24 protein-coding genes, 1 tRNA gene and 1 other RNA gene are annotated in these 26,908 nt (G+C 69.1%); 12 read left to right on the forward strand and 14 right to left on the reverse strand.

Annotated features, from left to right (window positions below; all coding sequences use genetic code 11):
* The first annotated feature begins 59 nt into the window (after positions 1-59).
* A complete protein-coding gene (locus ABD235_RS21820) occupies positions 60-1,094 on the forward strand; it encodes an SLAC1 family transporter (protein WP_344176860.1) in 1,035 nt (344 codons plus the stop codon).
* On the opposite strand, the gene ABD235_RS21825 is transcribed toward ABD235_RS21820, so the two are convergent.
* The 7 genes from ABD235_RS21825 to ABD235_RS21855 form a co-directional block, all read right to left on the reverse strand.
* Positions 982-1,626, reverse strand: coding sequence for a DUF5063 domain-containing protein (locus ABD235_RS21825; RefSeq protein WP_344176863.1), 645 nt, complete (start codon positions 1,624-1,626; stop codon positions 982-984). The two genes, ABD235_RS21820 and ABD235_RS21825, sit on opposite strands and share 113 nt — an antisense overlap.
* The gene (gene recR / locus ABD235_RS21830; RefSeq protein WP_344176866.1) at positions 1,619-2,218 is read right to left on the reverse strand and encodes a recombination mediator RecR; all 600 of its coding nucleotides are present in this window, start codon (positions 2,216-2,218) and stop codon (positions 1,619-1,621) included. Before recR ends, ABD235_RS21825 begins: the two co-directional genes overlap by 8 nt.
* Before the next feature lies 1 nt (position 2,219).
* Complete coding sequence (locus ABD235_RS21835; protein WP_344176868.1) at positions 2,220-2,651, reverse strand: YbaB/EbfC family nucleoid-associated protein; 432 nt, start codon at positions 2,649-2,651, stop codon at positions 2,220-2,222.
* Positions 2,652-3,699: 1,048 nt separating this feature from the next.
* Positions 3,700-6,993, reverse strand: a complete 3,294-nt coding sequence (locus ABD235_RS21840; RefSeq protein WP_344176870.1) for a DNA polymerase III subunit gamma and tau — start codon at positions 6,991-6,993, stop codon at positions 3,700-3,702.
* Between the two features lie 292 nt (positions 6,994-7,285).
* Positions 7,286-7,702 (reverse strand): nuclear transport factor 2 family protein, encoded by a 417-nt coding sequence (locus ABD235_RS21845; RefSeq protein ID WP_344176872.1) that lies wholly within the window; start codon positions 7,700-7,702, stop codon positions 7,286-7,288.
* A gap of 95 nt (positions 7,703-7,797) precedes the next feature.
* Entirely contained in the window at positions 7,798-8,673 is an 876-nt protein-coding gene (gene rfbA / locus ABD235_RS21850; RefSeq protein ID WP_344176874.1) for a glucose-1-phosphate thymidylyltransferase RfbA, read from the reverse strand.
* A gap of 108 nt (positions 8,674-8,781) precedes the next feature.
* Complete coding sequence (locus ABD235_RS21855) at positions 8,782-10,407, reverse strand: long-chain fatty acid--CoA ligase (protein WP_344176876.1); 1,626 nt, start codon at positions 10,405-10,407, stop codon at positions 8,782-8,784.
* Positions 10,408-10,549: 142 nt separating this feature from the next.
* On the opposite strand from ABD235_RS21855, the gene ABD235_RS21860 reads away from it, so the two are divergent.
* Together ABD235_RS21860 and ABD235_RS21865 are read left to right on the forward strand one after the other, a co-directional pair.
* Positions 10,550-11,017, forward strand: coding sequence for a MarR family winged helix-turn-helix transcriptional regulator (locus ABD235_RS21860; RefSeq protein WP_344176878.1), 468 nt, complete (start codon positions 10,550-10,552; stop codon positions 11,015-11,017).
* Between the two features lie 2 nt (positions 11,018-11,019).
* Positions 11,020-11,418 (forward strand): SRPBCC family protein, encoded by a 399-nt coding sequence (locus ABD235_RS21865; RefSeq protein ID WP_344176880.1) that lies wholly within the window; start codon positions 11,020-11,022, stop codon positions 11,416-11,418.
* Between the two features lie 3 nt (positions 11,419-11,421).
* Here the strand turns inward: ABD235_RS21865 and ABD235_RS21870 are convergent, their stop codons facing one another.
* Complete coding sequence (locus ABD235_RS21870) at positions 11,422-12,594, reverse strand: acyl-CoA dehydrogenase family protein (RefSeq protein ID WP_344176883.1); 1,173 nt, start codon at positions 12,592-12,594, stop codon at positions 11,422-11,424.
* 94 nt (positions 12,595-12,688) lie between these two features.
* Here ABD235_RS21870 and ABD235_RS21875 point away from each other — a divergent pair, with 94 nt between their 5' ends.
* Positions 12,689-13,558 carry an alpha/beta fold hydrolase gene (locus ABD235_RS21875; RefSeq protein WP_344176885.1) on the forward strand — a complete coding sequence of 290 codons (870 nt, stop codon included), beginning with the start codon at positions 12,689-12,691 and terminating at the stop codon, positions 13,556-13,558.
* A 28-nt stretch (positions 13,559-13,586) separates the two neighbouring features.
* Here ABD235_RS21875 and nadE read toward each other — a convergent pair whose 3' ends face one another.
* Positions 13,587-14,402 (reverse strand): ammonia-dependent NAD(+) synthetase, encoded by an 816-nt coding sequence (gene nadE / locus ABD235_RS21880; RefSeq protein ID WP_344176887.1) that lies wholly within the window; start codon positions 14,400-14,402, stop codon positions 13,587-13,589.
* A 130-nt stretch (positions 14,403-14,532) separates the two neighbouring features.
* Here nadE and ffs point away from each other — a divergent pair.
* An RNA gene (ffs, locus tag ABD235_RS21885) (signal recognition particle sRNA small type) lies at positions 14,533-14,629 on the forward strand.
* Positions 14,630-14,731: 102 nt separating this feature from the next.
* Entirely contained in the window at positions 14,732-15,628 is an 897-nt protein-coding gene (locus ABD235_RS21890; protein WP_344176889.1) for a TIGR03620 family F420-dependent LLM class oxidoreductase, read from the forward strand.
* 111 nt (positions 15,629-15,739) lie between these two features.
* On the opposite strand, the gene ABD235_RS21895 is transcribed toward ABD235_RS21890, so the two are convergent.
* Positions 15,740-16,594, reverse strand: coding sequence for a GNAT family N-acetyltransferase (locus ABD235_RS21895; protein ID WP_344176891.1), 855 nt, complete (start codon positions 16,592-16,594; stop codon positions 15,740-15,742).
* Between the two features lie 107 nt (positions 16,595-16,701).
* Positions 16,702-17,346 (reverse strand): CatB-related O-acetyltransferase, encoded by a 645-nt coding sequence (locus ABD235_RS21900; protein ID WP_344176893.1) that lies wholly within the window; start codon positions 17,344-17,346, stop codon positions 16,702-16,704.
* 410 nt (positions 17,347-17,756) lie between these two features.
* Here ABD235_RS21900 and ABD235_RS21905 point away from each other — a divergent pair.
* The 4 genes from ABD235_RS21905 to ABD235_RS21920 all read left to right on the forward strand — a co-directional run bounded on the left by ABD235_RS21905 (position 17,757) and on the right by ABD235_RS21920 (position 22,414).
* Positions 17,757-17,844 (forward strand) — tRNA-Ser (locus ABD235_RS21905).
* Between the two features lie 935 nt (positions 17,845-18,779).
* The gene (locus tag ABD235_RS21910) at positions 18,780-19,673 is read left to right on the forward strand and encodes an aminoglycoside phosphotransferase family protein (protein ID WP_344176896.1); all 894 of its coding nucleotides are present in this window, start codon (positions 18,780-18,782) and stop codon (positions 19,671-19,673) included.
* A gap of 334 nt (positions 19,674-20,007) precedes the next feature.
* Entirely contained in the window at positions 20,008-20,349 is a 342-nt protein-coding gene (locus ABD235_RS21915) for a VOC family protein (RefSeq protein ID WP_344176898.1), read from the forward strand.
* Positions 20,350-20,530: 181 nt separating this feature from the next.
* Positions 20,531-22,414, forward strand: a complete 1,884-nt coding sequence (locus tag ABD235_RS21920) for an AfsR/SARP family transcriptional regulator (RefSeq protein ID WP_344176900.1) — start codon at positions 20,531-20,533, stop codon at positions 22,412-22,414.
* On the opposite strand, the gene ABD235_RS21925 is transcribed toward ABD235_RS21920, so the two are convergent.
* The gene (locus ABD235_RS21925; RefSeq protein ID WP_344176903.1) at positions 22,402-22,764 is read right to left on the reverse strand and encodes a hypothetical protein; all 363 of its coding nucleotides are present in this window, start codon (positions 22,762-22,764) and stop codon (positions 22,402-22,404) included. The genes ABD235_RS21920 and ABD235_RS21925 overlap by 13 nt on opposite strands.
* 208 nt (positions 22,765-22,972) lie before the next feature.
* Between ABD235_RS21925 and ABD235_RS21930 the strand changes: the two genes are divergently transcribed.
* A complete protein-coding gene (locus ABD235_RS21930; protein WP_344176905.1) occupies positions 22,973-24,394 on the forward strand; it encodes a tol-pal system YbgF family protein in 1,422 nt (473 codons plus the stop codon).
* A 76-nt stretch (positions 24,395-24,470) separates the two neighbouring features.
* Here the strand turns inward: ABD235_RS21930 and ABD235_RS21935 are convergent, their stop codons facing one another.
* On the reverse strand, positions 24,471-25,295 hold the full coding sequence (locus ABD235_RS21935; protein WP_344176907.1) for a nitroreductase/quinone reductase family protein: 825 nt from the start codon (positions 25,293-25,295) through the stop codon (positions 24,471-24,473).
* Between the two features lie 271 nt (positions 25,296-25,566).
* Between ABD235_RS21935 and ABD235_RS21940 the strand changes: the two genes are divergently transcribed.
* Positions 25,567-26,118 carry a TetR/AcrR family transcriptional regulator gene (locus ABD235_RS21940; protein WP_344176909.1) on the forward strand — a complete coding sequence of 184 codons (552 nt, stop codon included), beginning with the start codon at positions 25,567-25,569 and terminating at the stop codon, positions 26,116-26,118.
* Here ABD235_RS21940 and ABD235_RS21945 read toward each other — a convergent pair.
* Positions 26,115-26,864: an endonuclease/exonuclease/phosphatase family protein gene (locus tag ABD235_RS21945; protein WP_344176911.1), complete on the reverse strand. Its 750-nt coding sequence runs from the start codon at positions 26,862-26,864 to the stop codon at positions 26,115-26,117. The genes ABD235_RS21940 and ABD235_RS21945 overlap by 4 nt on opposite strands.
* Positions 26,865-26,908 lie beyond the last annotated feature (44 nt).

A 26,908-nucleotide genomic window follows, 5' to 3' on the forward strand; every position in this document is an offset into this window, starting at 1 on the left:
CATCGCACGCTCCGTTGAGACGACTGGTCATTTTGCTTTCTCGGAGAGGGATGATCGTGATGACCGCACCGGCTGTGAAGGCGTTCCCGCTGAACTACTTCGGCATCGCCTTCGGTCTGACCGGCTTGGCCGGCACCTGGACCGCCGCGAGCGACGCCCTCGAGATCAACCGGGTTGCCGCCAACGTCCTCTGGCTGGTCGCCCTGGCCGTCTGGCTGGTCAGTCTGGTCCGCTACTTCCGCGGAGCCCGTACTGCGCGTCAGGTGCTCACCGACCTCGAGCACCCGGTGCTCGGCCCGTTCGCCTCACTCGCACCGACCACCGGCATGCTGTACGGCGCGGCGCTGAGCCACTACGCCCCCACTGCCGGGCGGGTCGTCGTACTGGTGATGTTCGTCCTCGGCCTCGGTGTGGCCACCCTCTTCTTCACCAGGCTGCTGGTCCGTCAGCGTGACATCGACCAACTGCACGCCGGCTACCTGCTGCCGACCGTAGCGGCCGGTCTGATCGGTGGGCAGAGTCTGGCGACCGTCGGACTGCCTGAGCTCGGCTACGGGTCGTTCGGCGTGGGCATCCTGATGTGGCTGCTGCTCGGCGCCCTGCTGCTCGGGCGCCTCGCCTTCCGGCCGGCGCTACCCGCCGCGCTGGTCCCGACCCTCGCGATCTTCGCGGCGCCGCCGGCCGTCGGCGGGAACGCCTGGTTCGCTCTCGAAGGACGGCCGGACCTGTTCCAGCACGCGCTGCTCGGCGCCTTCGTGCTCCTGATCCTGGCGCAGCTGGCGCTGGTCCCGACGTACGCGCGGCTGCCGTTCGGGCTGGGCTTCTGGGCCCTGACCTTCACCACCGCGGCCAGCGGCACGTACGGCATCCACTGGCTCGCCGCGACCGGCGTACCGGGCGCGGACGTCCTGACGGTCGTCGTACTGGTACTCGTGACCGCGGTGATCGGTTGGGTGGCAGCGCAGTCCGTGCGGCTCGTGCTCAGCGGCGCTGGACGACTTCCTCGGCGACCTCGACCAGTTCACGGTCGGACGCTTCGGTCTCCGGATCGTGAGCCGGTTCCAGCCGGTCATGCGCGATCAGCGACTGAATAGCGCGCAGTACGGCGCTCGCCGCGGCGCCCCAGGTGGAGACGTAGGAGAACTGCCACCACCACAGCGCCTCGATGATCCGGCCGGACTGGTAGTGCGCGAGGCCGTGCACCAGGTCGGTAGCGATCGCGGTCAGGTCGTCGGAGAGCCGGTTGACGGTGATCTCCGGCGGCGCGGCGTACGGGTCGAAGACCTCGGCGTACTCGTCGAGTCCCTCGAACAGCACCGCGAGCCGGTCGCGCATCGCGTCCAGGTCCGGGTCCGGTCCGGCGTCGCTCTCGAAACGCTCCGCCGGGACGAAGTCCTCGAACGCACCGAGCCGGCCACCGGCCAGCAGCAGCTGGCTGACCTCGAGCAGCAGGTACGGCAGCGAGGCGAGTCCCTCGTCGACACCGTCCTCGTCCGGCTGCGCCGCGATGTCGCGCACCGAGATCAGGAAGCTCTGCACCTGGTCCGCGATCTGCTCGGCGAACTCGGTCAGGTCCTCGTTGTCGGTGTCCAACGCGCGTTCCGCAATATCGGTTGATTCAGTCATCGATCGATCGTCGCCCTTCAAACGCCCGTCCGAGTGTGACCTCGTCGGCGTACTCGAGATCACCGCCTACAGGTAGTCCACTGGCCAAACGAGTCACACGCAACCCCATGGGCCTGAGCAACCGGCTCAGGTACGTCGCGGTCGCCTCACCTTCGAGGTTCGGATCGGTGGCGAGAATGATCTCGGTCACCTCACCGCTGGCCAGCCGTTGCATCAGTTCGCGGATCCGCAGCTCGTCCGGACCGATCCCCTCGATCGGCGAGATCGCGCCGCCGAGCACGTGGTACCGGCCGCGGAACTCGCGGGTCCGCTCGATCGCGACCACGTCCTTGGCCTCCTCGACCACGCAGATCAGCGCGAGGTCGCGGCGCGGGTCACGGCAGATCCGGCACTGCGTCTCCTCGGAGACGTTGCCGCAGATCTCGCAGAACTTGACCTTCTCCTTGACCTGGATCAGCACGTGAGCCAGCCGGCGGACGTCGGTCTCGTCGGCGGCGAGCAGGTGGAACGCGATCCGCTGCGCGGACTTCGGACCGACGCCAGGGAGCCGGCCGAGCTCGTCGATGAGGTCCTGGACGGCCCCTTCGTACACGTCAGCCCGGGTTCTGACCGGGCTCGGAGCCCGGACGGGTGAACCCGAAGTTCGGACCCTGGTCGTTGCCCGGCAGCTGCTTGCCCGGAAGCTGGTCGTCGCTCTGCACGGTCTCGGGCGCACCGCCGCCGAACCCGGGCAGACCTCCACCCAGACCACCGGCCAGCGGCCCCATCGCACGAGCCGCGACTTCCTTGGCATTCTCCGACGCGTCCCGTACGGCGGCCACGATCAGGTCGGCCAGCGTCTCGGTGTCGTCCGGGTCCACCGCCTGCGGGTTGATCGTCAGACTGAGCAGCTCACCCGTCCCGGAGACCATCGCGGTCACCAGACCACCACCCGCGGTGCCCTCGACCTCCTGGTTCTCCAGGTTGGCCTGAGCCTCCATCAGCTGGCTCTGCATCGCTTGTGCCTGTGCGAGCAGCTCGGACATGTCAAAGCCCCCGCCCTGCCCACCGCCACCGTCGAACACGCGATCTCCCGTCGGACTCTTCCGCTTGCCCTGAGCCTAGCCGGTCGCCCCGACAACCCCAGCCCCGGTCAACGACCGAGCGGAAACCGATATGTGTCCACACCCTGTGGGCAGCACTTATCCACAACATGTGGAAAACATGTGCACACCCCAGCGCGTCGGTCGCCGCCTATTTCCATCCACACTTCATCCCCAACCCTGTGGACAACCTGTTGACGCCCGGCCGTCAGCCCGCCGACCCGACCGCTCCGGGCATTCCCCTTCCGCTTCCCGCCAACTCAGGCACCCGCGGCTCCCCGCTCTCCGTTCCGCGCTTCGGTTCCTATCAACCCAAGCGCCCGGCCCGACGGCTCCCCTTCCCCGCCTCGGTTCCCCACCGACCCAGGCGCCCAGCCCACGGCTCTGCGACTCTGCGGCTCCGCGCTCCCCCTCCCGCTTCGGTTCCCCGTCAACCCAGGCGGCCGGCCCACAGCTCCGCGGCTCCGCGGGCCCACGCTCCCCGTCGCCGCTTCGGTTCCTGGTCAACCCAGGCGCTCGGGCCACACGGCTCCGCTTCCCGCTTCCCCGCTCCCGTTCCCCTGTTCAGGCACCTGCCCCACGTGGCTCGGGGCTCCCCCCGCCCAACCGCCCGTTTCCCGGCCCGCCGCCCGGCCGCCCGGCTGCCCGGGCTGGCCGGCTGCCCCGCCCGCCCGGCGCAGCCTCGGCCCCGCCCACCGCGGCCTACCTCCAGCTCCGCTCACCTTGCGCCGGTTGCCGAGGCCACGCCTGAGTGGCGTCGAGGATCGGGCGGGCGGGAGGTTGATCAGTGGTGCGCGTCGGCCGGAAGTCGCCAGCACGTGCGGATCGGCCGCGGCCTGCTCGAGGTCGTCTCGCTGCTTCGCGATGGTCGCCCTGCGGCTCCTGCCCCACCCGCTTCGCCCCAGCGACCTGCGGGCATACCAAAGCAGCCCGTCCCCAGACAGGCTGCTTCTCAGCCGCCACCTACCTCAGCGACCGCACCGAACCACCCTCAGTTCGGCTCTTCAGTGATGATCGAAGCCCCGAGCGTCTCCCGCAGCAGATCGGTGTGCGACCGAGAGTCCTCTTCGAGCACGATGTCGTCGTCCCCGATCGCCATCGCCTCTTCCTCAGGCGTCAACGGCGCCTCCTGAACCTCCGGCGCCGCCGCAGCCTTCCGCGCCTGCTCAGCCGCCACCGCAGCCTCAGCCGCCCGCCGCTTGCTAGCGGCCTGCTCTCGCCGATCCACCTCAGGCGCCGCCGAAGGAGCAGGCGGCCCACCCGCCTGCTGATCAGCCTGCAGCGGAACCCTCACCTCACGAGCGAATTCCTGTACGGCGACCGCCCCACCCGCCTGCCCAGCACCGCCAGCAGCAACGCCCTGCCCAGCCACCCCGGCACCACCAGCGCCCGAACCGACAGCTCCACCACCCGCGCTACCCACACCCACGCCACCACCGACACCGGCGCCGCCAGTCCCACCAACACCTGTATCGCCGTTCCCACCAGCCCCGGCGGCCTCCGCACCGCCAGCACCCGCATCGGCCCAACTCGCCGATCCACTCGCCCCCGAAGCCCCGCCAGCACCGGCGTTCCCACCGGTTCCGACCCCGCCAGCACCCGCACTCCCACCGGCTCCAGCCCCGCCAGCACCCGCGTCCCCGCCGGCACCGGCCCCACCCGGCGCCGAACTTCCGCCAGCACCCGCAAAACCACCACCGGCAGGCGATCCCGCCGCAGCCGGCCCACCGTGCTCTGACCCGCTCACTCCAGCGCCGCTGCCAGGCCCGTCGTACGCAGCCGCAGCCCCCGACCCACCAGAGCCCACGCCACCAAACCCAGCGCCGTCAGAACCGACTCCTCCAGAGCCTGCCCCGCCGGCCCACGGCCCACCTGCCCCCGGCCCGTCGGATCCTGCACCCGCAGCACCCCCACCGGCGGCACCCGCACCTGAGCCCGGAGCACCCGCACCCGCAGCACCCGCGCCCGTTGCGCCGGCACCACCGCCGTACGAACCGCCGGCGCCGCCACCATCACCGTACGAACCAGCACCCCCCTGAGCGCCGGAGCCCGCACCACCATCGCCGTACGATCCACCAGCACCCGGACCAGCGGCCCCCGGCTGACTACCCGTCGCCGGCCCCTGATCCCACGACGAACTCGGCGGCGCAGAAGGCGGCCCAGCCGGAGGCGCCGCCCCCGACCCAGCCCCCGGGTCGGTCGACGGATCCACCACGGCCTCGACCCGCCGGTCCAATCCGATCGTGTCGATCATCGCCTGCCGCAGGATCTCGTCACTCCCGGACCGCGCAAAGCTCTCCCGAGCCCCCGCGTTCACCAGCCCCAACGTCAAGATCTGGTCATCTATGGCGATCACCTGAGCGTTCTGGCTGAGCATGATCCAAGCGAACCGCCGCTTGCTCTTCACCGCCTCCAGCACCTGAGGCCACAACCGCCGAACATCCGCCAGCCCCACAGCCCCGCTCGATACCGGCGCAGCAGCAGCCGGCGCCACCTGCGCAGCCGCAGGCGACTGCCCGCCAGTCACGCCGGCAGCCGAACCGGACTCATCAGCCCAAGCCCCAGTCCGATTCCCACCGCCAGAAGCAGCGGGTGCCGAAGCCCCGCGCCCAGTCCCACCAGCCGCAGCACGAGCCGACCCGGCAGCAGTGCCACCCGCCGTGGACGCCCCGCCCGCAGAACCAGCACCGCCACCCGAGCCAGAACCACCAGCAGCAGCAGCCGATCCACTCACACCAGAGCCATCAGCCGCACCCAGCGCCGCACCGCCCCGGCCGCCATCCTCCGTCGCCGAGCTACCTGCTCCGCCGGCAGCCCGACCGTCAGCCACCCCGGCACCCGGCGTACCAGCTCCAGCTCCAGCTCCAGCTCCAGCTCCAGCTCCAGCCGAGCCTGCAGCACCAGCTCCGCCCGAGCCACCGGCACCCGCCGAAGCAGGCCCACCCGAGCCACCAGCCGACGTCGTACCCCGACCAGCTACCTCAGCCCCACCAACCGAACCCGAGCCACGCCCATCAGCACCAGCAGCAGCCGCCCCAGAACCGGGCTGCACAGCCGGCCCCGCGTCCGCCGTACCAGCAGGCACTCCGATCGTGAGCCGCCGCTCCATCCGATCCAACCGAGCCTGAATCCCGTTGGTCGAGTCATCAGCCCCCGGCAGCAGCACCTTGGCGCAGATCAGCTCCAGCTGCAGCCGAGGCGCAGTCGCCCCGCGCATCTCCAGCAACCCGGCCGCGACGATGTCCGCCGCCCGAGTCAGCTCGGCCGCGCCGATCCCAGCGGCCTGGGTCTGCAACCGCTCGCCCTGGTCCTCCGCCGCCTCGATCAAGCCGGAAGCGACCGCGTTCGGCACCGCCGACAGGATCACGAGATCGCGCAACCGCCGCAGCAGGTCCTCCGCGAACCGCTTCGGGTCCTGCCCGGTCTCGATCACCTTCTCGACCGTCTCGAACACCGCCCGGCTGTCGTGCGCCGCGAACCCGTCAACGCAAGCGTCCAGCAGCGAGTCCGGCGTGAACCCGAGCAGCGCAACGGCCAGCTCGTAAGTCACACCCTCCGGCCCGGCTCCACCGATCAGCTGGTCGAGCACACTCAGCGAGTCACGCACCGACCCAGCACCGGCACGCACCACCAGCGGCAGCGCGGCCGGTGCGATCGCCACGCCCTCGGCCTCGCACAGCGTCGCCATGTAGTCCCCCAGCGCCTTCGGCGGCACCAGGCGGAACGGGTAGTGGTGGGTCCGGGACCGGATCGTCCCGATCACCTTGTCCGGCTCGGTCGTGGCGAAGATGAACTTCAGGTGCGGCGGCGGCTCCTCGACCAGCTTCAGCAGGGCGTTGAAGCCCTGCGTGGTCACCATGTGCGCCTCGTCGATGATGTAGATCTTGTAGCGGCTCTCGACCGGCGCGAAGAACGCCCGCTCGCGCAGGTCCCGCGCGTCGTCGACACCACCGTGCGACGCCGCGTCGATCTCGATCACATCGATGCTGCCCGGCCCACCGCGCGCCAGGTCGGTGCACGACTTGCACACCCCGCACGGCTCGGCGATCGGGCCCTTCTCGCAGTTGATCGCCCGCGCGAGGATCCGCGCGCTGGTGGTCTTGCCACACCCGCGAGGACCGGAGAACAGATAGGCGTGGTTCACCCTGTTGTTGCTCAGCGCGTTCCGCAACGGTGCCGTGACATGGTCCTGCCCGATCACCTCGGCGAACGTCTCCGGGCGATACCGGCGGTACAACGCAAGGGGTGCTTCCACGACGGCAACCCTAGCGCCGAGCGCCGACATTTCCTCCCCAGCCCATCACCGCCAGCGATTCCACTCGGTACGACGTACGGCCGCCCTCCCACCCAGCGATTCCACCCGGTACGACGTACCGGCACCCTCCCGCCCAGAGATTCCACCCGGTACGACGTACCGGCACCCTCCCGCCCAGAGATTCCGGTCGGTACGACGTACCGCCGCCCTCCGGCCCAGTGATTCCGCTCCGGCGACACCGGCGCCCGCCCACGCGTCCCGCAGCTCGCACCACGGCCTCCCCCGCGTCACCCCGCCGCCCTCGGCGTTCGACGCAGCTCGCTCAACCCGCCAGCGCGGTGACAGCAGCCGGATCCCAGTAGTACGGCCGGAACTCCGTCACCAGGCCGTCGCGAACCCGGTTGACCTGGACGAGCGACGTCTCCAACGACCGCCCGCTCGACCGAGCCGTGAACCGGACCTCCAGATGCACCGCGACCTGGTCCCCGTCCGCGACCTGCCGCGTCGACAAGAATTCGAGCCCGGACCAGGTCGCACTGAACTCACCCAGGAAGTTCTCGATGCCGTCCGGCCCCCGCCAGACTCCGCTGTACGGCAACCCCGGCTGCGACCACAGACACACTTCGTCGTCCAGCAACGCCGCCACCGGCCCGAAGTCGGCCAGCCCGCGCCCACCTCCAGCGACGTACTCGGCCTCAGCCCGGTAGAACCGCTCCAGCACAACTCCCGCAGATGTCATACCGACGACCGTATTTTCAGACCGTCGGCAGATCTGGCGGGATCACGCCGTGAGGCTCGACCAAGCCGATCACTCAGCCCAGCGGCCCTTCCTGCTCAGCCCAGCGGGCCTTCCTCCAAGAGCCCGTGCAGGTACGTGCCGTACCCGGACTTGGCCAGCGTGTCCGCGCGCGCCTTCAGCCCGTCGTCGTCGATGAACCCGCGGCGCCAGGCGATCTCCTCCGGGCAACCGATCTTCTGCCCCTGCCGCATCTCGACCGCGCGGACGAACTCCCCGGCCGCCATCAACGAGTCGAACGTCCCGGTGTCCAGCCACGCGGTACCCCGCGGCAGCACCTCGACCTGCAGCCGCTTGGCGTCCAGGTAGACCTCGTTCACCGACGAGATCTCCAGCTCACCCCGCGCGGACGGCTTGATCTCCTTGGCGATGTCGACGACGTCGGCGGAGTAGAAGTACAGCCCCGGTACCGCGTAGTTGCTCTTCGGCTCCTTCGGCTTCTCCTCGATGCTGAGCGCCTTCCCGTCCGCGTCGAACTCAACCACCCCGTAGGCCGTCGGGTCCGCGACCCGGTAGGCGAACACCACGCCACCGTCGACCTCGTTGAACGTCTGCAGGTGCACCCCGAGCCCGGGCCCGTAGAAGATGTTGTCGCCCAGCGCGAGCGCGACCGGCTCGTTCTGGATGAACTGCTCACCGATCAGGAACGCCTGCGCCAGCCCGTCCGGGCTCGGCTGCACGGCGTACGAGATCTCCATCCCGAACTGCGAACCGTCACCGAGCAGCCGCTGGAACTGCGCCGCGTCGTCCGGCGTGGTGATGACCAGGACCTCACGGATGTTGGCCAGCATCAGCGTCGACAGCGGGTAGTAGATCATCGGCTTGTCGTAGACCGGGAGCAGTTGCTTGCTCGCAGCCATCGTGAGCGGGTGCAGTCGGGTGCCGGAACCGCCGGCCAGGATGATCCCTCGCATGCGACCGCACCTTACCGACGTTCGCGGTCCATGCCACATCGACCACTGGTCCACTCACACCACAGACCACACCGAGCTCACGCCGAACTGCTGCCACAACTCCGACTCTCACTCCAAGTGGTACTCCGCGAACCGGGTCCGCAGGTCCTTCTTCGAGAATTTGCCGACCGACGTCTTCGGCACCTCGTCGATGAACTCGACCGCGTCCGGCAGCCACCACTTCGCCACCAGCGGCTCGAGGTACGCCAGGATCTCCTCGCCCGTCGCCGACTCGCCCTCCTGCAGCACCACGCAGGCCAGCGGCCGCTCGTCCCACTTCGGGTGCGGTACGCCGATCACCGCCGCTTCCTTCACCGCCGGGTGAGCCATCAGGAGGTTCTCCAGCTCCACCGAGCTGATCCACTCTCCACCGGACTTCACCAGGTCCTTCGTCCGGTCGACCAGCCGCACCGACCCGTACTGGTCGATCGCCGCGACGTCGCCGGTCTTCATCCAGCCGTCGTCGGTGTTGAGCTCGACCCCGGCATCAGGCCGGTAGTACTCCGCCGCGATCCACGGCCCGCGCACCTGCAGCTCGCCCGTCGCCTCGTCGTCCCAGGGCAGCGGCGTCGTCGACCCCGGCTCCACGATCCGAACCTCGACACCAGGCAACGGCAACCCCTGCCGGGCCCGCAGCTTCGCCTGCTCGTCCTCCGGCAGCCCTTGATCGCGAACGGGAACGTGCGAGGCCGTCGCCACCGGGCTGGTCTCCGTCATGCCCCACGCCTGCAGGATCGGCTTGCCCAGCTTCTCCCGGAACGCCTCCGACAGCGCCAGCGGCACCGCCGACCCACCGCACGGGATCCGCCGCAACTTCGGCAGGTCGACACCGTCGAGCAACGGCAGCAACCCCTGCCAGATCGTCGGTACACCAGCCGACAGCGTGACCTCTTGTTCTTGCAGGAGCTTCAGAATCCCCTGCGGTGACATGTCCGGCCCCGGAAACACCAGGCTCGCTCCCGCCATCGGCGCCGCGTGCGCGAGCCCCCAGGCGTTCGCGTGGAACATCGGCACCACCGGCATCACGGTGTCGGTCTCGTGCAACCCGATCCCCGCGTTGGTCAGTACGCCGATTGAGTGCAACCAGGTCGAACGGTGTGAGTAGACGACGCCCTTGGGATTCCCCGTCGTGCCGCTCGTGTAGCACATCGCGGCGGCCTGATTCTCGTCCTCGACGTGGAACTCGACCGGCTCGGCCGCGGCCAGCAGCTCCTCGTAGTCATGGAACCGATCGTCGTCCGGCAGTTCGACCCCCGGCGCCCCGGCCGGCAGGTCGTCCATCACGACCACGTGCCGCAGCAGAGGCAGCCGATCCAGGAGCGGAAGGAACAGCCCCAGCAGCGAGCGGTCCACGAAGACGATCTCGTCCTCGGCATGGTTGGCGATGTACACCACCTGGTCGGGGAAGAGCCTGATGTTGAGCGTGTGCAGGACCCGCCCGGTGCAGGGCGCGGCGAAGTACAGCTCGAGGTGGCGCCCCGAGTTCCAGGCGAAGGTGCCGACCCGGCCGTCGGCACTGATCCCCAGGTTGTCGAGCACGCCGCCCAGGCGTCTGGTCCGTGCGGCCCACTCGCCGTACGTCATGGTCACGGGCGCTGGGCCGCCGGTGTGCACGGTCTTGTCCGGGAAGAACTGCTCCGCCCGGCGGAAGATGGTGTCCAGGGACAGCTGGTAGTCCTGCATCAGACCCTTCATGGCCCCACTGTGCCAGTTCCGGTGGCGCCTTGACCATGACCTCACCGCGCACTTTCTGCGCACTTTCCACGCACTCACCCAAGGCGCAGCGGTGCCGGCAGCAACAGATGTCATGACATACGTGTCGTGTAATCTATTAGCCGTGAAGCCGGCCGAGGAGCTGCGGTACCTGGTGCTCGCGATCCAGCGCGAGGGAAACCGCCTGTTCGCCGCCGATCTCCGTCCGCTCGGCGTCACCCCGTCACAGGCCGAAGTCCTGCGCGTCCTGCGGGACCACGGCCCGTTGACCCTCAACGCGCTCGGCGGTCTGCTCGTCTGCGAGACCGGCACGAGCCCGAGCCGCCTGGTCGAACGACTGGTCGGCCAAGGCCTCGTACGGCGTGAGACCGACAAGGTCGACCGCCGCTACCTGGCGCTCAGCCTGACCTCGCGCGGACGTCAGCTCTGCCGACGCATCGTCACCGCCGAGGAGCGTCTGCACCGGCGGATCGACGACCTGGTCGCCGGACTGCCCGTCGACGAAACCATCAGCACGCTGCGAGCCGTCGCCGAGGCCTTCCCGGCCGGAGCGGCCCTGGCTCGCCGGCGCGACACCGTGAAGGAGAAATAGCCATGGAGTACGCGAGCTCGACCATCCCCGCCTCCCGGGAGGCAATCCGGCGCGCGCTGCTCGACGCGCGCGCCCTGCCGGAGTGGAACGAGGCCTTCGTCTCCGTCGACGGCCCAGCCACGCCTGCAGTCGGTACGCCGTACAAGCTGAAGGTCCGCCCCCGCTTCACCGGCGAGCTGAAGTACACGGTGATCGAGCCCGACCGCGTCGAGTTCGTCTGGGAGGTCCCCGGCTTCCACGAGACCGCCAGCTGGATGATCGGGCCAGACGGAGAGGTCACCCACGCCTTCAGCCAATCAGGCCCGCTCGCCACGGTCCTGCGCCCGGCGTACCGAGGAATCGCCGCCGTCCGCCTCGGCCGTCTCACCAACCGCCTGACCCAGCTGGCTCGCGCTGCCTGAGACCTAGTGGAAGTGCGCGCCCGGCTTGCGGTAGCCGCGGAGTAGGTCCCGGGAGATGATCAACCGCTGCATCTCGTCCGTGCCCTCGAAGATGCGCCACAGGCGGACTTCGCGGAACCACCTCTCGATCGGCAGCTCCTTCGTGTAGCCCATCCCGCCGTGGATCTGCAGCACCCGATCAGCGACCCGGTTGACTGTATTGGTTCCGTAGAGCTTCGCGATCGCGCTGTCGTGCTGCGGATGCCGCCCCTGATCGACCACCCACGCGGCGTACAGGACGAGCCAGCGAGCCGCCTCCAGCTCGACTTCCGAGTCGGCGATCATCCACTGGATCGCCTGGTTGTCCGCGATCGCGCGCCCGAACGTCTCCCGGCTGTTCGCGTGCTCGATCGCCAGCTCGATCAACCGCTCGCAGGCGCCGATGCCCCGTGACGGGATCAGGAACCGACCCTTCATGATCCAGCGCATCGCCAGTTCGTACCCCTGACCGATCTCGCCCAGCACGTGATCGGCCGGCACCCGCACGTCGTCGAAGTTGAGCGTCGCGGGCACCGCCTGACCCATCGTCACGATCGGATCCGACGTCCAGCCCCGCTCGCGGTCGACGAGGAACGCGGTGAAGCCGCCCTTCGAGCCCAACTCCCCGTCCGTCACCGCGATCACGATCGCGAAGTCGGCCTCGTTGCCCCCGGTGATGAACGTCTTCTCGCCGCGGATCACCCAGTCGTCGCCGTCGCGCCGCGCCGTCGTCCGGATCGCCCGGGTGTCCGACCCCGCGCCCGGTTCGGTGATCGCGAAGCACGACTTGCGATCGCCCGAGATGGTCGGCAGCAGGTACTCCTTGCGCTGCTCCTCGTTGCACTCGTAGAGGATGTTGTCGGCCTCGCCGCCGAAGGAGAACGGTACGAAAGTCCGTCCGAGCTCGCTCGTGATCAGCGCCTGGTCGACGGCCGACAGGTCCATCCCGCCGTACTCCTCAGGCGTGCTCAGCCCCCAGAACCCGAAGCTCTTCGCCTTCTCCCGCAGGGCCTTCACGACCTCCGGCTCAACGCCCGGCAGTCCTTCCCGCTCGCGCCGCAGGACGTCGTTCTCCAGCGGCATCAGCTCCCGCCGCACGAACTCCCGGGTGGTGGCCCGGATCGCCTGCTGTTCCTCGGTGAGCGAGAAGTCGACCATGCAACGCCTCCTGGATTCTGCGTCCGGAAGAATGCCTGAAGAGTTCCTACTGAGTGCATTCTTTGCCACCTTAGGCCGATCTACTCTCGATCACATGTTGACCGAGATTCGCGACACCCGCCTGTACGTCGACCAGCGAGGCGCCGCCGACGCCCCGCCCTTGCTCTACCTCCACGGTGGCCCAGGGGCGGGGTCCTACGACTTCCTCACCTTCCAAGGCGATCGACTGGCCGAGCGGCTCCAGGTGATCGGCGTCGACCAGCGCGGCGTGCAGCAGTCCGACCCGATCGACGGGCCGGTCACCGAGGACATCGTGATCGCGGACTTCGAGGCGCTGCGGGAGCGGCTCGGGTTCGAGCAGTGGGCGATTCTCGGCCACTCGTACGGCGGCCGCCTGGCGCTGCGGTACGCCGCCAACCATCCGTCGTCGGTCAGCCGGGTGATCTTCGAGAATCCACCGTGGGACATGGTCCTGGCGACCCGCACGTTGGTCGAGTCCGCCAAACCGCTGCTCACGGAGCTCGGCCTGCTGGACGAGGCCAACAGGCTGCTCGCTTGGACGGGTCCTGCGACCACCGAGATGTGGACCGATCGGACCACCCTGCTGCAGCAGCTCGGGGAGCGCCGGATGGAGATCTATCTCGGCCCGACCTCCCGCGACCTGGTGCTACCGGCCGGCGATCTCCCGGAGGAGATCCAGGAGCGCGCCGGGTACTTCGCCCAGACCATTGCCCAGAGCACCAGCTTCAACGAGTCCCTGCTTCCGCTGCTGGCCCGCCTGTCCCAGCCGGCCCTGCTCATCAAGGGTGAGCACGACCCGGTCACCAGTCCCGAGGAAATCCACCATTTCCGTACTGACGTCTCCGACGGGACCTACCGCCTCTTCGAGGGCGCGGGCCACTTCGTCCACGCCGAGCAGCCCGCGGAGTACACCGATGCCGTCACCGACTTCGTGCTCCGGTGACCTGTGGGCGGTTGTCCGCCCGCAGGCCTCAGACGGCGATCGGGACGGCGCGCTTGTGAATCGTGCGGCGGTGGTAGCCGATGATGGTCTCGGCCGCCTCGGGCTCGATCTCCTGGCCTTCGAGGAAGTTGTCGATCTGGTCGTAGGTGACCCCGAGCACGGTCTCGTCCGGTACGCCGGGCCGGTCGGACTCGAGATCGGCGGTCGGGACCTTGCCGGTGATTTCCGGGGAGGCGCCGAGGCGTTCGCCCAGGGCACGGACCCGGCGCTTGGTGAGGCCGGACAGCGGCGTCAGGTCGCAGGCGCCGTCGCCGTACTTGGTGAAGAAGCCCATCACCGCCTCCGCGGCGTGGTCGGTGCCGACGACGAGACCGCCGCGCGCGCCGGCGACGGCGTACTGGGCGATCATCCGCTGGCGCGCCTTGATGTTGCCGGTGTGGAAGTCGACCCGGTCGCCGAGGCCCGCGTGAGCGACCGATTCGACCATCGCGTCGGTGGCCGGCTTGATGTCGACGGTCAGCGTCTCGTCCGGCTTGATGAACTCGAGCGCCCGCTGCGCGTCGTCCTCGTCGTGCTGCACGCCGTACGGGAGCCGCATCGCGACGAAGCTCGCGTCACCACCGTCGGCCCGAACCCGCTCGACGGCCAGCTGGCACAGCCGCCCAGCCGTGCTCGAGTCGACACCGCCGCTGATCCCCAGCACGTACGCCGAGGAGCGGGCCAGCCGCAGCCGGTCGACCAGGAAGCCGATCCGTCGCTCGATCTCGAGGTCCGCATCGAACGAGGGGGACACCCCGAGCTCGGCGATGATCAGTTCCTGCAGGTAGCGACGGTCCTCGCTCATCGATCTCCCTCACCGGTCGAATCCTGGAGTCCAGTATCCAAGTCGGCTTCCGGCACCCCTTCTCCACCCCCGGCGGGAGCCGGTGCCGGAGCCGATTCTCGATCCGCGGCGACGATCCCGTACACTCTTGGCTGGTTCCCCGCGTGGCGGTATCTCGCCCAACTCCCCCAGGGCCGGAAGGCAGCAAGGGTAAGTGAGCTCTTCCGGGTGCGCGGGGAATCCTTATGTCCGGCCCCGGCCAGGTGCGTCCTCCCTGTCGCCGAAACCGATGAGTCTCCCCATCCACATGCCCCGCGTGAGCAGTTGGCGGGCGACCTAAGGTGGGTCACGTGAACAAGCCGTCGTTCGGATCGTTCGGGATCACCACCGGGTTGACCAGTTCACCGGAATCGCTCGACGCGGCCCGGATCGCCGAAGACCTGGGCTATCCAGCGATCTGGCTCTCCGGCGGACCGCTTCCAGGACTTCAGACCATCAGGGACCTGGTCGAGGCGACGAACACGATCAGGTACGTCAGCGGCATCCTGTCGGTCGACACCTATCCGGCCGAGGACGTGGCAGCGACGTACGCCGCGATCGAGGCGCAGACGCCCGGCCGGTTCACGGTCGGCCTCGGCGGGGCGCACGGGCCACGTCCCTTGGCCGCGCTCGAGGAGTACCTCGACCAACTCGACGGCGTACCGGGTGAGCAACAGCCCCCCGGCGGGTCGGACGAACAGCAGTCGCTCGGCAGGCCGGACGCCCCTCAGCCGGTCGGCGTCCCGGCACAGCATCGCCTGCTCGCCGCCCTCGGGCCGCGGATGCTGAAGCTGGCAGCCGAGCGGACTGCCGGCGCGTATCCGTTCCTGGTGACCGCGGACTACACCGCCGAGGCACGGGCCATCCTGGGCGACGACAAGTTGCTCGCAGTCAGCCACCTGGTGGTCGTCGAGCCCGACGCCTCGCGGGCCCGCGGAATCGCCCGCGACACCCTCAGCTTCTTCACCGGCCTGCCCGGCTACGCCGCCAACCTCCGCCGCATGGGCTTCACCGACGACGACTTCGCCACCCTCCCGGACCACATGGTCGACGCCCTGGCCGCGTGGGGCACTCCGAACCAAATCGCCGACAGCCTCCACAAACACCTGGCCGCGGGCGCCGACCACGTCGCCATCAACGTCATCACCGGCGTCACAGGCCCCCAACCAACCGACCAATGGCGAGCCTTGGCCCCCGCCCTGCTCTGACGGCCGTCGGTGATGACGCCTCGAAGTCACCCGTCCGGCCGCCCAGCCCGATCGGCGCCGGGCGCCACAGCGATGGCCGGTCGTACTTGCTGGAGCAGGAGCCGTGCGCACCTAGCGCTTCTGGCGAGCGAGTAGCTCAGGGATCCAGTGGTGGCCGTACCGCTCCTGCAGTTCGGGGCGTTGCCAGTCCGAGCCGGTGACGATCCCGCGGCACAGCGCCGAGCCGCACGAGCAATTCATCTGCCAGTCCGGAACGCCCGTGCTCGTGCCGTAGTCGCTGGTCAGCTCGTCCCCAGGAGCGAGGTCTCGGCGAGCGGTCAGGGTGACAGCGTCGGTCCACCAGGTGTTCGGGTCGCAGCTGTGGTTGCCGTACGCAATGACCGGCCGCGGGTCGTTCGGCAGTACCAGGTGCAGATCTTCCGCGAGCGTGATTGTGTCCACCGGCGGGTGCTCGAGCAGCTCGGTCAGCTCAGCCGTCGACACCTTGCGCCCAGCCAGTACCGACACGACCTCACCCGCAGCGATCGGCGCCGTGGCGAACAATCCTTGCCCAGCGATCCCCGAGTCCCGTACGGCAAGGTGCGGGTGACCCCAGCAGAGCGCCTTCTCGTACAGCCGGGTGCTCGACGTCAGCTTGTCGTACCGGTACGGCTTGACCTCCCCCGTCGCCTCGAACCCCTGCCGGACCCAGAATGGCGCGGCCACCTCGGCGTTCGTGTCGACCACCGCCAGCCGAAGCCGCCGCACCTCCGGCCACTCGTCCGCGACGTACCGTTCGACCAGCCCGTACGTCGTACCGCCGATCCCGCGCCCGTGGCGATCGCCGCGGACCTGGAGAAGCCCGATGAACGCGTACGACGGGTCCGGGTAACCGCGCAGCAGATCGACCACCGCAACCAGTTCGCCGCCCTCGAAGGCGCCAAGCACGACCTTCGCGTCCTCCGCCAGTCCCTCCGGGCGCATCATCAACAGACTCTGCGCATCCGCCGGCCCGGGCGGATACCCCGTGATCCGCTCGGTGTACCCGGGGTCTGACTCGATCAAGGACTGAACAGCGTCAACGTCAGCCGGATCTATCGGACGGATTTCCACACGGCCTCCAACTCGTCGACGCTCCCGGCCATGATCGCCGGAACGTGCTCGGTGACCAGCTCAGCCGGCCAGTCCCACCAAGCGATCGCCAGCAGCCGCTCGACGTCCTCATCACTGAACCGCCGCCGAATCACCTTCGCCGGATTCCCACCGACGATCGCGTAGTCGGGCACGTCATCAACCACCACGGCCCCCGCAGCGACGACCGCCCCGTGCCCGATCCGCACGCCCGGCATCACCTTCGCGTCCAGCCCGAACCACACGTCGTTCCCCACCACCGTGTCCCCACGCCCCGGCAACCCCGTGATCAGCCCGAAGTGCTCGGCCCAGGCCCCGCCCATAATCGGAAACGGGTACGTCGAAGGCCCGTCCATCCTGTGGTTCGCCCCGTTCATCACAAACGTCGTACCGGTCCCCAGCGCGCAGTACTTCCCGATCCGCAACTTCTCCGGCCCGTAGTGATACAGCACGTTCCGAGCCTCGAACGCTTCCGGATCATCCGGGTCGTCGTAGTAGGTGTACTCCCCCACCTCAATCAACTCCGACTGCACCAAAGGCTTCAGCAAAACCACCCGCTCAGCCCCCACCACCGGCCGCAGGACGTCAGGATCAGGCACTCCACTCATCCCCCGACCCTAAAGCCCACCCCCGCTCCCCAACCTCCCGTTTTCAGCACACCCGTCCTGCCGACCACCGACGCACCCAGGACTATCGACCAGCACTCGTAAACACCGCCCGGCCATCGAAGGCGAGGCGCTCCTCACCCCGACCACTGGTCTGCTGAGCGAAACCGATCGGGTTGTCCAGGTCCGCCGTGGTCGACAGCAGTCCCGGTCCGACTGCCGAAGGCGGAGTACGTCTCTCCCCGGCCCCACCGACGCGACCGACTCCCGACACCAGTCGACCGCCGACCGCCGCCTATGAAGGCGACCACCTACCCGGAGGCGCTGGACGGAACGCGCCCGCCCCGCGCCGCCACCGACCTCCCGACCCCCGATTTCCCCCTGCCCGCCCCGCTCGCGTATCCTCTCCGCTTGGAGGATTCGCCTAGAGGCCTAGGGCGCACGCTTGGAAAGCGTGTTGGGGGCAACCCCTCACGAGTTCGAATCTCGTATCCTCCGCCACTCTCCGAGGGGCCCGATTGACCGGTGTTTCCGCTGGTCAGGGCAATATGTGGTCGCTCGTGGAGAACGAACACGGTGTGGGGCGGTTCCCGGTCAGGGGATCGCCCCACAGTCGTTTCGTCTCGATTTTCGTCTCAGGGGCCTCGACGCCGTCGATAGGACGCCCGCCGCTTCGTCCTTCGCGTCCGTGTGTTCTGCCCGGGCTTCGTCCTCGGCTCCCATCGACAGCAGCCTGCTGACCCCGCCTGACGAGGTCCGCGCTGGCACGTACTCTCCCGCGCCTGTGTTCACGTGCTCTCTGCCCGCGCTGTGTCGGGGACGGCCTGCTGTGCGCCTTGTGTTTGCGGGGAGCAACGACAGTGCGACGTACGGGCTGGTCTGGGTCGCCCGTGCGGTGACGCGACCAATTCCCGCGCGGACTGAGTCGCTCACGTTGCGGCCGCTGGGAACGGCGACAGCAGGTGGAATCGCCGGGCGGCGGTAAGCCGGGCGGTCATCCCGGCGGTGGGCCGTGGGGGTGGGGAAACGGGTGGCCAGGTCAGCAGCAGGCGAGCGGAGAACGGGTGGTCACCTCGGCAGCGGGCGGCGAACTGCGGGAGGCGGGTGGTCTCCCCTCCCGCGATGCGGGCAGGGGGCGCCGGGGAACCGGTCGTCATCTCGGCGGCGGGCTGCGGCGGGGACATGGGTGGTCACGCGGGCAGCGGGGAACCGAGTGGTCACCTCGGCGGCAGCCTGCAGACGGCGAAGCGGGTGCTCACCTCGGAGGCGGGCGGCGGCCCTCCGACGCGCGCGGCGGGAAGCGGGGGCCGCCACCGACGCGGGCGCCGCGAGCGGCGGGAAGCGGGTGGTCACCCCCGAGCCGAGCGCGGTGAAAACGGGCTGCGGGCGACCTCGCGACCGGGGAGCATGGCGGGGTGGATGTGGCGGAGGTGGCGATGCATGACGATCAGGTGAGCGTGACCGTGGAGACGGTGGCGGGGTTGGTTCGGGAGCAGTTTCCGCAGTGGGGTGGGGAGAAGGTTCGGCTGGTTCGGTCGGACGGGACTGTCAATGCGATCTTTCGGATTGGGGACGGGCTTTCGGCGCGGTTTCCGTTGCGGCTGGGTGAGGTTGCTGAGGTGCGGGCGGTTTTGGAGCGGGAGGCTGCGGCTAGTGCGGAGTTGGTGAGGGTGTCTCCGTTCCCTACTCCGGAGCCTGTGGCTCTGGGCGAGCCGGGGGTGGGTTACCCGATGCCGTGGTCGGTGCAGACGTGGTTGCCGGGGACGATCGCTACGGAGGCCGATCCGAGTGGGTCGGAGGGGTTTGCGGAGGATCTGGCGACCTTGATTGCTGCGCTTCGGAAGGCGGATACGAGGGGGCGGCGGTTCAGCGGCGGCGGGCGTGGGGGCGTGCTGACGGATCACGACGAGTGGATGGAGGAGTGCTTCCAGCAGAGCGAGGGGCTGCTTGATGTGCCGCGGCTGCGTGAGGTGTGGGGGCGGCTGCGGGAGTTGCCTCGTGAGGGGGGCGATGTGATGAGCCACGGTGATCTGATTCCGGGCAATGTGCTGGTTGCGGGTGGGCGGCTCAGTGGAGTGCTCGACGCCGGCGGGTTTGGACCGGCCGATCCTGCGCTGGATCTGGTGAGTGCCTGGCACCTGCTGCAGGCAGGCCCGCGGCAGGTGCTTCGGCGGGCGTTGGGGTCGAACGATCTCGAGTGGGAACGCGGTAAGGCGTGGGCGTTCGAGCAGGCGATGGGGCTGGTTTGGTACTACGTCGAGAGCAATCCGGCGATGAGCAGGTTGGGTCGCCGGACACTCGAGCACATCCTGAGTTCGACCGAAGCCTGAGCCCCGCCGGAAACTGAGTCGGGCGACCGCGGGAACGGGTGGTGTTAGGTTCGCCGGCATGGTGTCGGCTCGGGAGTTTCATGCGGCGGGCGGGGTGGAGGACTGGCGGTCGCTCTACCACCTGGTGTCGGCGCATTTCAGGACTGATTCCTTGAGCGAGGGGATTGCGCTCCTCGAGGGCATCGGGCGGGTCGTAGGAACCGCGGAGAAGCAAGTCAGGGTTGATCTGCGGGCCGACGGAGTGACTGTTTCGTTGGGGCGGCGGGATGTTGATGCGGCTCGGCGGATCTCCGCAGTTGCGACTGAGCTGGGGCTTGCCGCGGATCCGAGCGCCGTGCAGCTGGTGAACGTGACGCTGGATGCGCTCACAGGGGAAGCGGTGTTGCCGTTCTGGCGCGCTGTGCTGGGGTACGGACAGCTTGGGGAGGACTACCTGTTCGATCCGGTACGGCGGGGGCCGGGGTTCGGGTTGCAGCAGATGGACGTGGCTCGGGGTGGCCGGAACCGGATGCACCTCGACGTCGCGGTGCCGCACGAGCTGGCGGAGGAGCGGGTCGCCGCGGCGTTGGCGGCGGGTGGGCGGTTGGTGTCGGACGAGCACGCGCCCAAGTGGTGGGTGCTGGCTGATGCTGAGGGCAACGAAGTGTGCATCGCCACCTGGGTCGGGCGCACCTGACCTACCTGTAAAGGATTTCAGGGAATTTGCCCGTTGGGGCAGAGCTGCCTGATAGGGAGTGGACGCGGAGTTCCACGACAATGCAATTGTTTGCTTGAGTGGCACCCAGGACCTAGATTCGTGAGCGATTGCTTACTGACCGCTACGGTCCCCGCTCCGGGCCGGGTCTCGGGGAGGGCAGATGGAGGGGACGGATCGCGTCGAGATCGGGTTGCTCGGGCCGCTGGTCGTACGGCGGGGCGGGTGCGAGGTCGAGGTCGGAGGCCGGCTTCGGGCCGTGCTTGCGATGCTGGCGGTCGAGGTCGGGAGGCCGGTGTCGGTGGAGCGGGTGGCCCGTGGCGTCTGGAGTGACCACGACCTGCCGGTCCACGTGCGGAAAAGCGTGCAGACGCAGATCGTGCGACTGCGGCGACTACTGGGGAATTCACGCATCCACACCGAGGCGGGTGGATATCGGCTGGACATCAACCCTGCCGACGTCGACGTGGTGCGGTTCCGGCGGTTGATTTCCGAGGTCGCCACGGAATCGGACGAGGAAGGCCGGCGGAGGCTGCTGGCCGACGCGTTGGCCCTGTGGCGGGGGACGCCGTTCGAGGGCGTGGGGTCGGCGTGGCTCGACGAGGTCGAGGCCGAGCGGATGGTCGAGCTCTACCTCGGAGCTCAGGAACGGTGGGTCGACGCAGAGATCTCGGCCGGGCGATACGGCGCGGTGGTGGCCGACCTGCGGGAGTTGACGGCGCGGTTCCCGTTGCGGGAGGCGTTGTGGTCGCGGCTGCTGCTGGCCTTGCAGCGCAGTGGGCGTTCGGCAGAGGCACTCGGATGCTACGAGACCGTGCGGGTACTGCTGGCGGACGAGCTCGGGGTCGATCCCGGGCCGGAGCTGAAGCGCCAGCACGGCGTACTGCTGCAGAGTGAAAGCGCAGCAGCGACCATCGGTGAGGATGAGCACCACGACCGCACGCAGCCGCCGCCGTCGTCGGACCAGATCGTCAGCTCTGATGGAGCCGCGGTGCACGTAGCCCCGCAGCAGTTGCCGGCCGCGCGGGGAGTGTTCGTCGGACGCGCCAACGAACTGCAAGCCCTCGATGACCTCCGGCAGGAGGCACCCGAGTCGGCGATCGTCGTACTGCACGGCCTCGGTGGGATCGGAAAGACCACCCTGGCGCTCCACTGGGCGCATCGGCAGCGTGCGACCTTCCCGGACGGTCAGCTCTTCATCGACCTCCAGGGGTTCGGACCGGGCGAACTGATCGACGCCGGCGCGGCGCTGCGCAGCCTGCTGCTCGGTCTCGGCCACACCGAGGAGCAGATCCCCGACGACGTCGACGCCCGTTCCTCGATTCTGCGGTCCGTACTGGCGGATCGCCGCTGCCTGATCGTGCTGGACAACGCGCTCGACGCCGACCACGTCCGCCCGCTCATCCCCGGCTCGGGCTCGCTGGCCGTGGTGACCAGTCGCAACGAGTTGCGCGGCCTCGCCGTACGGGACGGCGCCCACCGGATCGCCCTCGGCCAACTGGCGGCCGAGGAGTCCCAGGAGTTCCTGCGGCGGAGACTGCCCGACTGGCAGGCCCGCGACGGAGCCGTCGAGGAGCTCGCGGATCTCTGCGGTCATGTCCCGCTCGCCCTGTCGATCGCGGCCGCGCGGTCGGAGGAGGACGACCTGGACCTGGTGATGGACGACCTCCGCGACCTGCCGCGCCGTGTGGAGGCGCTGGCGGTCGGCGATGAGAGCGGCGACCTGCGCGCCGTCTTCGCCCGGTCCTACGAGACGCTCGCTCCGGAGGTCGCGAAGGCGTTCCAGTTGCTCGGCCTGCACCTGTACGACACGTTCGACTGCTCTGCCGCTGCCGGACTGCTGGGGACTTCACCGCACGCCGCCGGCTCGGTGCTGGACAGCCTGGCCGATCAGCACCTGCTCTGCCGGGCCGGCGCGCGGCGGTACGAGTTCCACCAACTGGTGCGCGCGTACGCCGTGGGTTTGACCCGGCGTGACCAGCGAAGCCGAACGGCCAGGGACGTGGTGTCCCTGGCCGCCCGCAGACAAGGTGCCTACTGGAAGTAGCCCTCGATGCTCTGGGCGTGCGACCAGCAGTAGTGGTTGAAGCTCACCGAGCCCCACGGTCCGACCCACTTGGTCTGGTCGGTGTCGTTGTCACCGAGCGCCCAGCAGTCGACGTGGAAGTGCGCGTACCGGGCCTGATCGGTCTCGTTGTGGCAGGTGACGTAGGCGTTCTCGGTACCGATGCCGCTCTGGTCGCACCAGTAGCCGTCGAGCTTGCTCGGCCCCTGGGCCACCTTCGCGGCCGGCTGGGCAGCGTCGTCCGGCGTGACCGCCGCCGCGGCTGATCCGGCACCGACCACCGGTACGACGAGCATCCCGATCGCCGCGACACTCATCATCATCTTCCTCATGCCTGACTCCTTTTCGACGGTCCTGCTTGATGACCACAGCGAATCAGCGCCCGGCGCCGCGACAGCGTCCGAACGGTGTCAGCACGGCGTCACCGGTGTCGCGACGGCGTCACCGCTCCCGTGGCAGGTCCCTGACACCCGGGTTTAACCCGCGTCAAAAGCCGCACACTGACTGTGACGAGACCTGGTGCTGGGGAGAGGGACCGCCATGAGTTACACGCCGCAATACGCCTGGCAGCCGCCACCACCCCAGCCGCCTCCACCTCTCGCTCCGAAGGCCGACCCGCTGGCGGTCGCGGTGGGGAACGCCTCGCTGCTCGGGGTCGGGTACGTGCTGATGAAGCGCTGGGTGCTCGCGATCGTCAACCTGATGGTCGTCGGTGCGTTGCTGATCTTCCTGCTGGTGCTGAAGCAGACCTGGTGCGAGATCGCGCTGGCCGTCTGGTGGGTGCTCGTCGTCGTCCACGGCTGGTTCCTCGCCCACAGAGCACCGCAGAAGGAGTCGGATCTGACCAAGCGGCTGGTCGCGCTCGGCATCACGATCCCTGTGCTGCTGGCGATCGGGCTCGTCCGGTACGACGCGAGCCGGATCGCGGGCAAGGTGTCGGACGCGCGCGAGGCCGGGGACTGCTCCAAGCTCACCGCTGCGCAGGAGGAGCTGTGGCTCGGGCACCGGATCGTCGACGCGCCGGGGACCGAGAAGGGCGACGCGGAGGTCCAGCTGTGCGGTCGCCTGGACGACGCGAAGGCTGTACTCGCGACCGGGCTGACCGGTGACAACACCGCGCTGGAGGACGGGTTCGACACGCTCGGTTCGGTGCTGGCCGAGCCGGGGCACGACAAGACCGTCGACGTGACACTGAAGGGCTGGCTCGACGATCTGCCGCTGGAGGACCCGTGCCGGACGGTCCGGGTGACCGACTGGCTGCGGCAGCGTGAGGCGACCAACAACGTGCTGGACCAGTCGAAGGCGACAGTGACGAAGACCGCGCCTGCGGCGATCCTCGGTTGTGCGGATCGGCTGATGGGGCAGAAGAGCTGGGACGCGGCGCGTACGTCGTACCAGCAACTGGTGACGCAGTACCCGAAGGACTCGGGGGTGGCGAAGGCGCAGGCGGGGATCCGGCAGGCCACGCTGGCGATCGAGCTGACCAACGTGCGCAACCTGCTGGCCACCAACTCGTACTGCTCGAACCCGGCGCGGTACAGCGGCGCCCGGCCGTACGCGGGCGGTTTCAACCCGGGGATGTTCGAGGGCGACGACGAGTACACGAAGCGGCTGCCGGCGTCCTGGCGGGCCAGTGACGCCAGCAACGCGGTGGTGATCGTCTGCGCCGAGGACGCGGTGGACGGGACGTCGCTGCGGACCTGTCCCTACCGGAGCGAGAAGAACCCACAGAACATCTCCGACGTGACGTTCCACAAGGTCGCCGTGCCGGTGAAGGTCTACGAGCTGCGCACCGGGCGGATCGTGTCGAACACCCGCGTCCAGATCGACGGGCCGGACTGCCCGGCCCGGATCACCTACTCGACCTATCTGACCGCCTTCGACTACCCGCCGTCGAGCCTCCAGGTCATCCCGTCCGACGCGAACGTGCAGGCGGCCTTCCGGTACCTGTTCCTGCGTTGACTCTCAGCGATCCCTCCGGCGGTTGTCGTGGCCGGAGGGATCATCGAGCTTTGAAGGCCTGCAGGTGCGGTGGCGATCAGAGCAGCGGGATGAGGATCGCCTCCTCGGTGTCGAGGTGGGTGGTGACCTCGGCGATCAGGCGGTCGACCTCGGGCAGTACGTCGGCCGGGCGGCCGGTGCCGATCAGTTCCTGGAGCTCGTCGAGCAGCAGGGCGATCTTGTCGTGGTCGGCCTGCAGGGCGCCGATCTCCTCCGACAGTTCGGGGTGGCGGTCGAGCAGGGCCGGGAACATGCCCAGGCTCTCGCCGGTGTGGTGGTTGTGCAGGCCCTGGCAGAGGGTGAGGCAGTTGATCCGGAGCTGGGCGCCCAGACCGACCGCGGCGGTCGACGATGCCGCGATCTCCTTGCGGATCAAGGCGAGTTCGCGGCGGAAGGCGCCGTGAACGAGCAGTAGGTAGTCGCCGAAGGAGGAGGCCATCGGCGGGCCGGCCTCGACCGGGGTGAGCGCGACGACCGGGATAGTCCGGGTGGTCTGGCGCTGGTACTCGCCCCAGCCCGCGTCGGCCTCGACCAGTCGGGCGAAGGTCTCGTCACGTTCGGCGCCTTGCAGGACGGTCGCCTCGGCGTCGTAGGTGAAGGCGCCGGTCTCGATCGTGACGCGCGGGTTGGCGAGCAGGTTGTGGTACCAGTCGGGATGCTTGGGACCGCCGCCGGCCGAGCCGACGACGAGGACGCGACCGCCGGTATCGGGGTAGTACCCGAGCACCGCTGTGTGCGGGCGACCGCTCCGGGCGCCGGTGGTGGTGAGCACGAGGAGTCGGGCGCCCTCGAACGGGCCGCCGACCTGGCCTTGGTTGGCGCGGAACTCCTCGATGATTTGTTCGGTGAAAGCGTTCGGCATTCAGAGCCTTTCCGGATTTGGGCATGACGAAGTGGCCCGCGAGTGAGCGCGGGAGGGGGTACAGCTGTGGACAGCCATCAGTGGTGGCGCGGCAGAACCCACACGCCGATCAGGTGGAACAGGCGGGCCGCGATCGGCCCTCGCCGCGCTCAGAACGCGGCCGGGAACCCTACTCGTACTTGGCTCGAAGCCGACCCGGCAGTCACGTCAGGAATCGTACGGCATGGCGGGGCGCAGGAGAACAGGCTTCTCCCTAAGGGAGAATGCCGACGTGGATGAGACCCCGTTGCGCGATCGGCTCGTGCTGGCCGGCGTCGAGCTGCTCGAGGAGGAGGGGCTCGCGCCGTTGTCGTTGCGGGCGATCACCCGACGGGTCGGGGTCTCGCACGGGGCGCCGCGGCGGTACTTCCCGACCCACAACTCCTTGCTGGCAGCGATCGCGGCCACGGGGCTGACGGATCTCGCCGAGCGGCTGACCGGGCCCGCCAACGGCGCAGCGGCGCGTGACCAGCTGATCGAGCTCGGCCGGCGCTACCTGGCCTTCGCCGCCGAACGCCCCGCGATGTTCGAGCTGATCTTCCGCCACGACCTGCTGGAAGGTGCCGGAGGCAACCTTCGGGCCACGACGCTGCCGCTGCTCGAGTCGCTCACGCGGATCGTCGCCACGGTGACCCCGGACGACGCCGCCGAACGCACCGTCGGCCTGTGGACCAACCTGCACGGCCTCGCCGTACTCCGCGCCACCAAGACCCTCGACCTGATCCTCGACGACGCCCAGCTCGACACCTTCGTCACCCGAGCCGTCGACACCCACCTGAGCTAGATCAGTTCCAGGTCGGCGGTCAGGCCGTAGTGGTCGCTCAGGGGCGGGTTTACGCCGACGAGCGTTGCTGAGGTGATCGTGGCGGCGGTGGCGAAGATGTAGTCGATGCGCCGGTGGTGGTTGGACTGGCCGATCAGAGTGGCGATCTCCTGGCGGGCCAAGGGGTTCTCCGTGGTCCATGTGTGGCCGGGGCCGTCGCCGGCCACGGTCCAGGCGTCGTGGAAGTGCGTGCTGCGGCCGTCGAGCGACTGAAGGCCGGAGAGGAATCGGATACTGGCGGCGTCCGGAGTGGCGTTGAAATCGCCGGCGAGGACGGTCGGCAGGTCGTGGCGGGTGTGCAGGGTGGCGATGTCGAGGGCCTGGCGTTCGCGGGCGTGCTCGTGGTCGAGGCGCCACGGCGTGGTGGGGGTGATGGCCAGGAACTGGTCGTCGACGACGGCGGCGAGGGTCCACCAGTGCGGGTCGGTGCTCGGGCTCTCCAGTACGTCGGTGACGCGGTGCGGGCGGCGCGTTGCGAGCGCCGTACCGTCGTGCTGGAAGAGGTCGGGGAGGTTCGGCAGTACGTCGGACTGGTGCGTGCGGTGGACGAGGCCGGTGCCGTCGAGCAGCTCGGCGAGTTGGCTGCCGTAGCAAACTTCCTGGAGCATGACGACGTCCGGCCGCAGGCGGCGGAGCTCGGCGTTGATCAGGGCGAAGCGCCGTGGGTCGCCCACGTCGTTCTGCACGTTCAGGGTGAGGACTCGCATCGAGGACCGGGTGCCCACTCGCGCTCCCGGCGAATCAGATCGTC

This window comes from Kribbella lupini (assembly GCF_039529595.1).
GTDB classification, from domain to species: Bacteria; Actinomycetota; Actinomycetes; order Propionibacteriales; family Kribbellaceae; genus Kribbella; species Kribbella lupini.

Coding starts and splice junctions, on each gene's coding strand:
- ABD235_RS21820 (WP_344176860.1), top strand. CDS start 60: ATGACCGCACCGGCTGTGAAGGCGTTCCCGCTGAACTACTTCGGCATC.
- ABD235_RS21825 (WP_344176863.1), bottom strand. CDS start 1,626: ATGACTGAATCAACCGATATTGCGGAACGCGCGTTGGACACCGACAAC.
- ABD235_RS21835 (WP_344176868.1), bottom strand. CDS start 2,651: ATGTCCGAGCTGCTCGCACAGGCACAAGCGATGCAGAGCCAGCTGATG.
- ABD235_RS21840 (WP_344176870.1), bottom strand. CDS start 6,993: ATGTCGGCGCTCGGCGCTAGGGTTGCCGTCGTGGAAGCACCCCTTGCG.
- ABD235_RS21845 (WP_344176872.1), bottom strand. CDS start 7,702: ATGACATCTGCGGGAGTTGTGCTGGAGCGGTTCTACCGGGCTGAGGCC.
- rfbA (WP_344176874.1), bottom strand. CDS start 8,673: ATGCGAGGGATCATCCTGGCCGGCGGTTCCGGCACCCGACTGCACCCG.
- ABD235_RS21855 (WP_344176876.1), bottom strand. CDS start 10,407: ATGAAGGGTCTGATGCAGGACTACCAGCTGTCCCTGGACACCATCTTC.
- ABD235_RS21865 (WP_344176880.1), top strand. CDS start 11,020: ATGGAGTACGCGAGCTCGACCATCCCCGCCTCCCGGGAGGCAATCCGG.
- ABD235_RS21870 (WP_344176883.1), bottom strand. CDS start 12,594: ATGGTCGACTTCTCGCTCACCGAGGAACAGCAGGCGATCCGGGCCACC.
- ABD235_RS21875 (WP_344176885.1), top strand. CDS start 12,689: ATGTTGACCGAGATTCGCGACACCCGCCTGTACGTCGACCAGCGAGGC.
- nadE (WP_344176887.1), bottom strand. CDS start 14,402: ATGAGCGAGGACCGTCGCTACCTGCAGGAACTGATCATCGCCGAGCTC.
- ABD235_RS21895 (WP_344176891.1), bottom strand. CDS start 16,594: ATGATGCGCCCGGAGGGACTGGCGGAGGACGCGAAGGTCGTGCTTGGC.
- ABD235_RS21900 (WP_344176893.1), bottom strand. CDS start 17,346: ATGAGTGGAGTGCCTGATCCTGACGTCCTGCGGCCGGTGGTGGGGGCT.
- ABD235_RS21910 (WP_344176896.1), top strand. CDS start 18,780: ATGCATGACGATCAGGTGAGCGTGACCGTGGAGACGGTGGCGGGGTTG.
- ABD235_RS21920 (WP_344176900.1), top strand. CDS start 20,531: ATGGAGGGGACGGATCGCGTCGAGATCGGGTTGCTCGGGCCGCTGGTC.
- ABD235_RS21925 (WP_344176903.1), bottom strand. CDS start 22,764: ATGAGGAAGATGATGATGAGTGTCGCGGCGATCGGGATGCTCGTCGTA.
- ABD235_RS21930 (WP_344176905.1), top strand. CDS start 22,973: ATGAGTTACACGCCGCAATACGCCTGGCAGCCGCCACCACCCCAGCCG.
- ABD235_RS21935 (WP_344176907.1), bottom strand. CDS start 25,295: ATGCCGAACGCTTTCACCGAACAAATCATCGAGGAGTTCCGCGCCAAC.
- ABD235_RS21945 (WP_344176911.1), bottom strand. CDS start 26,864: ATGCGAGTCCTCACCCTGAACGTGCAGAACGACGTGGGCGACCCACGG.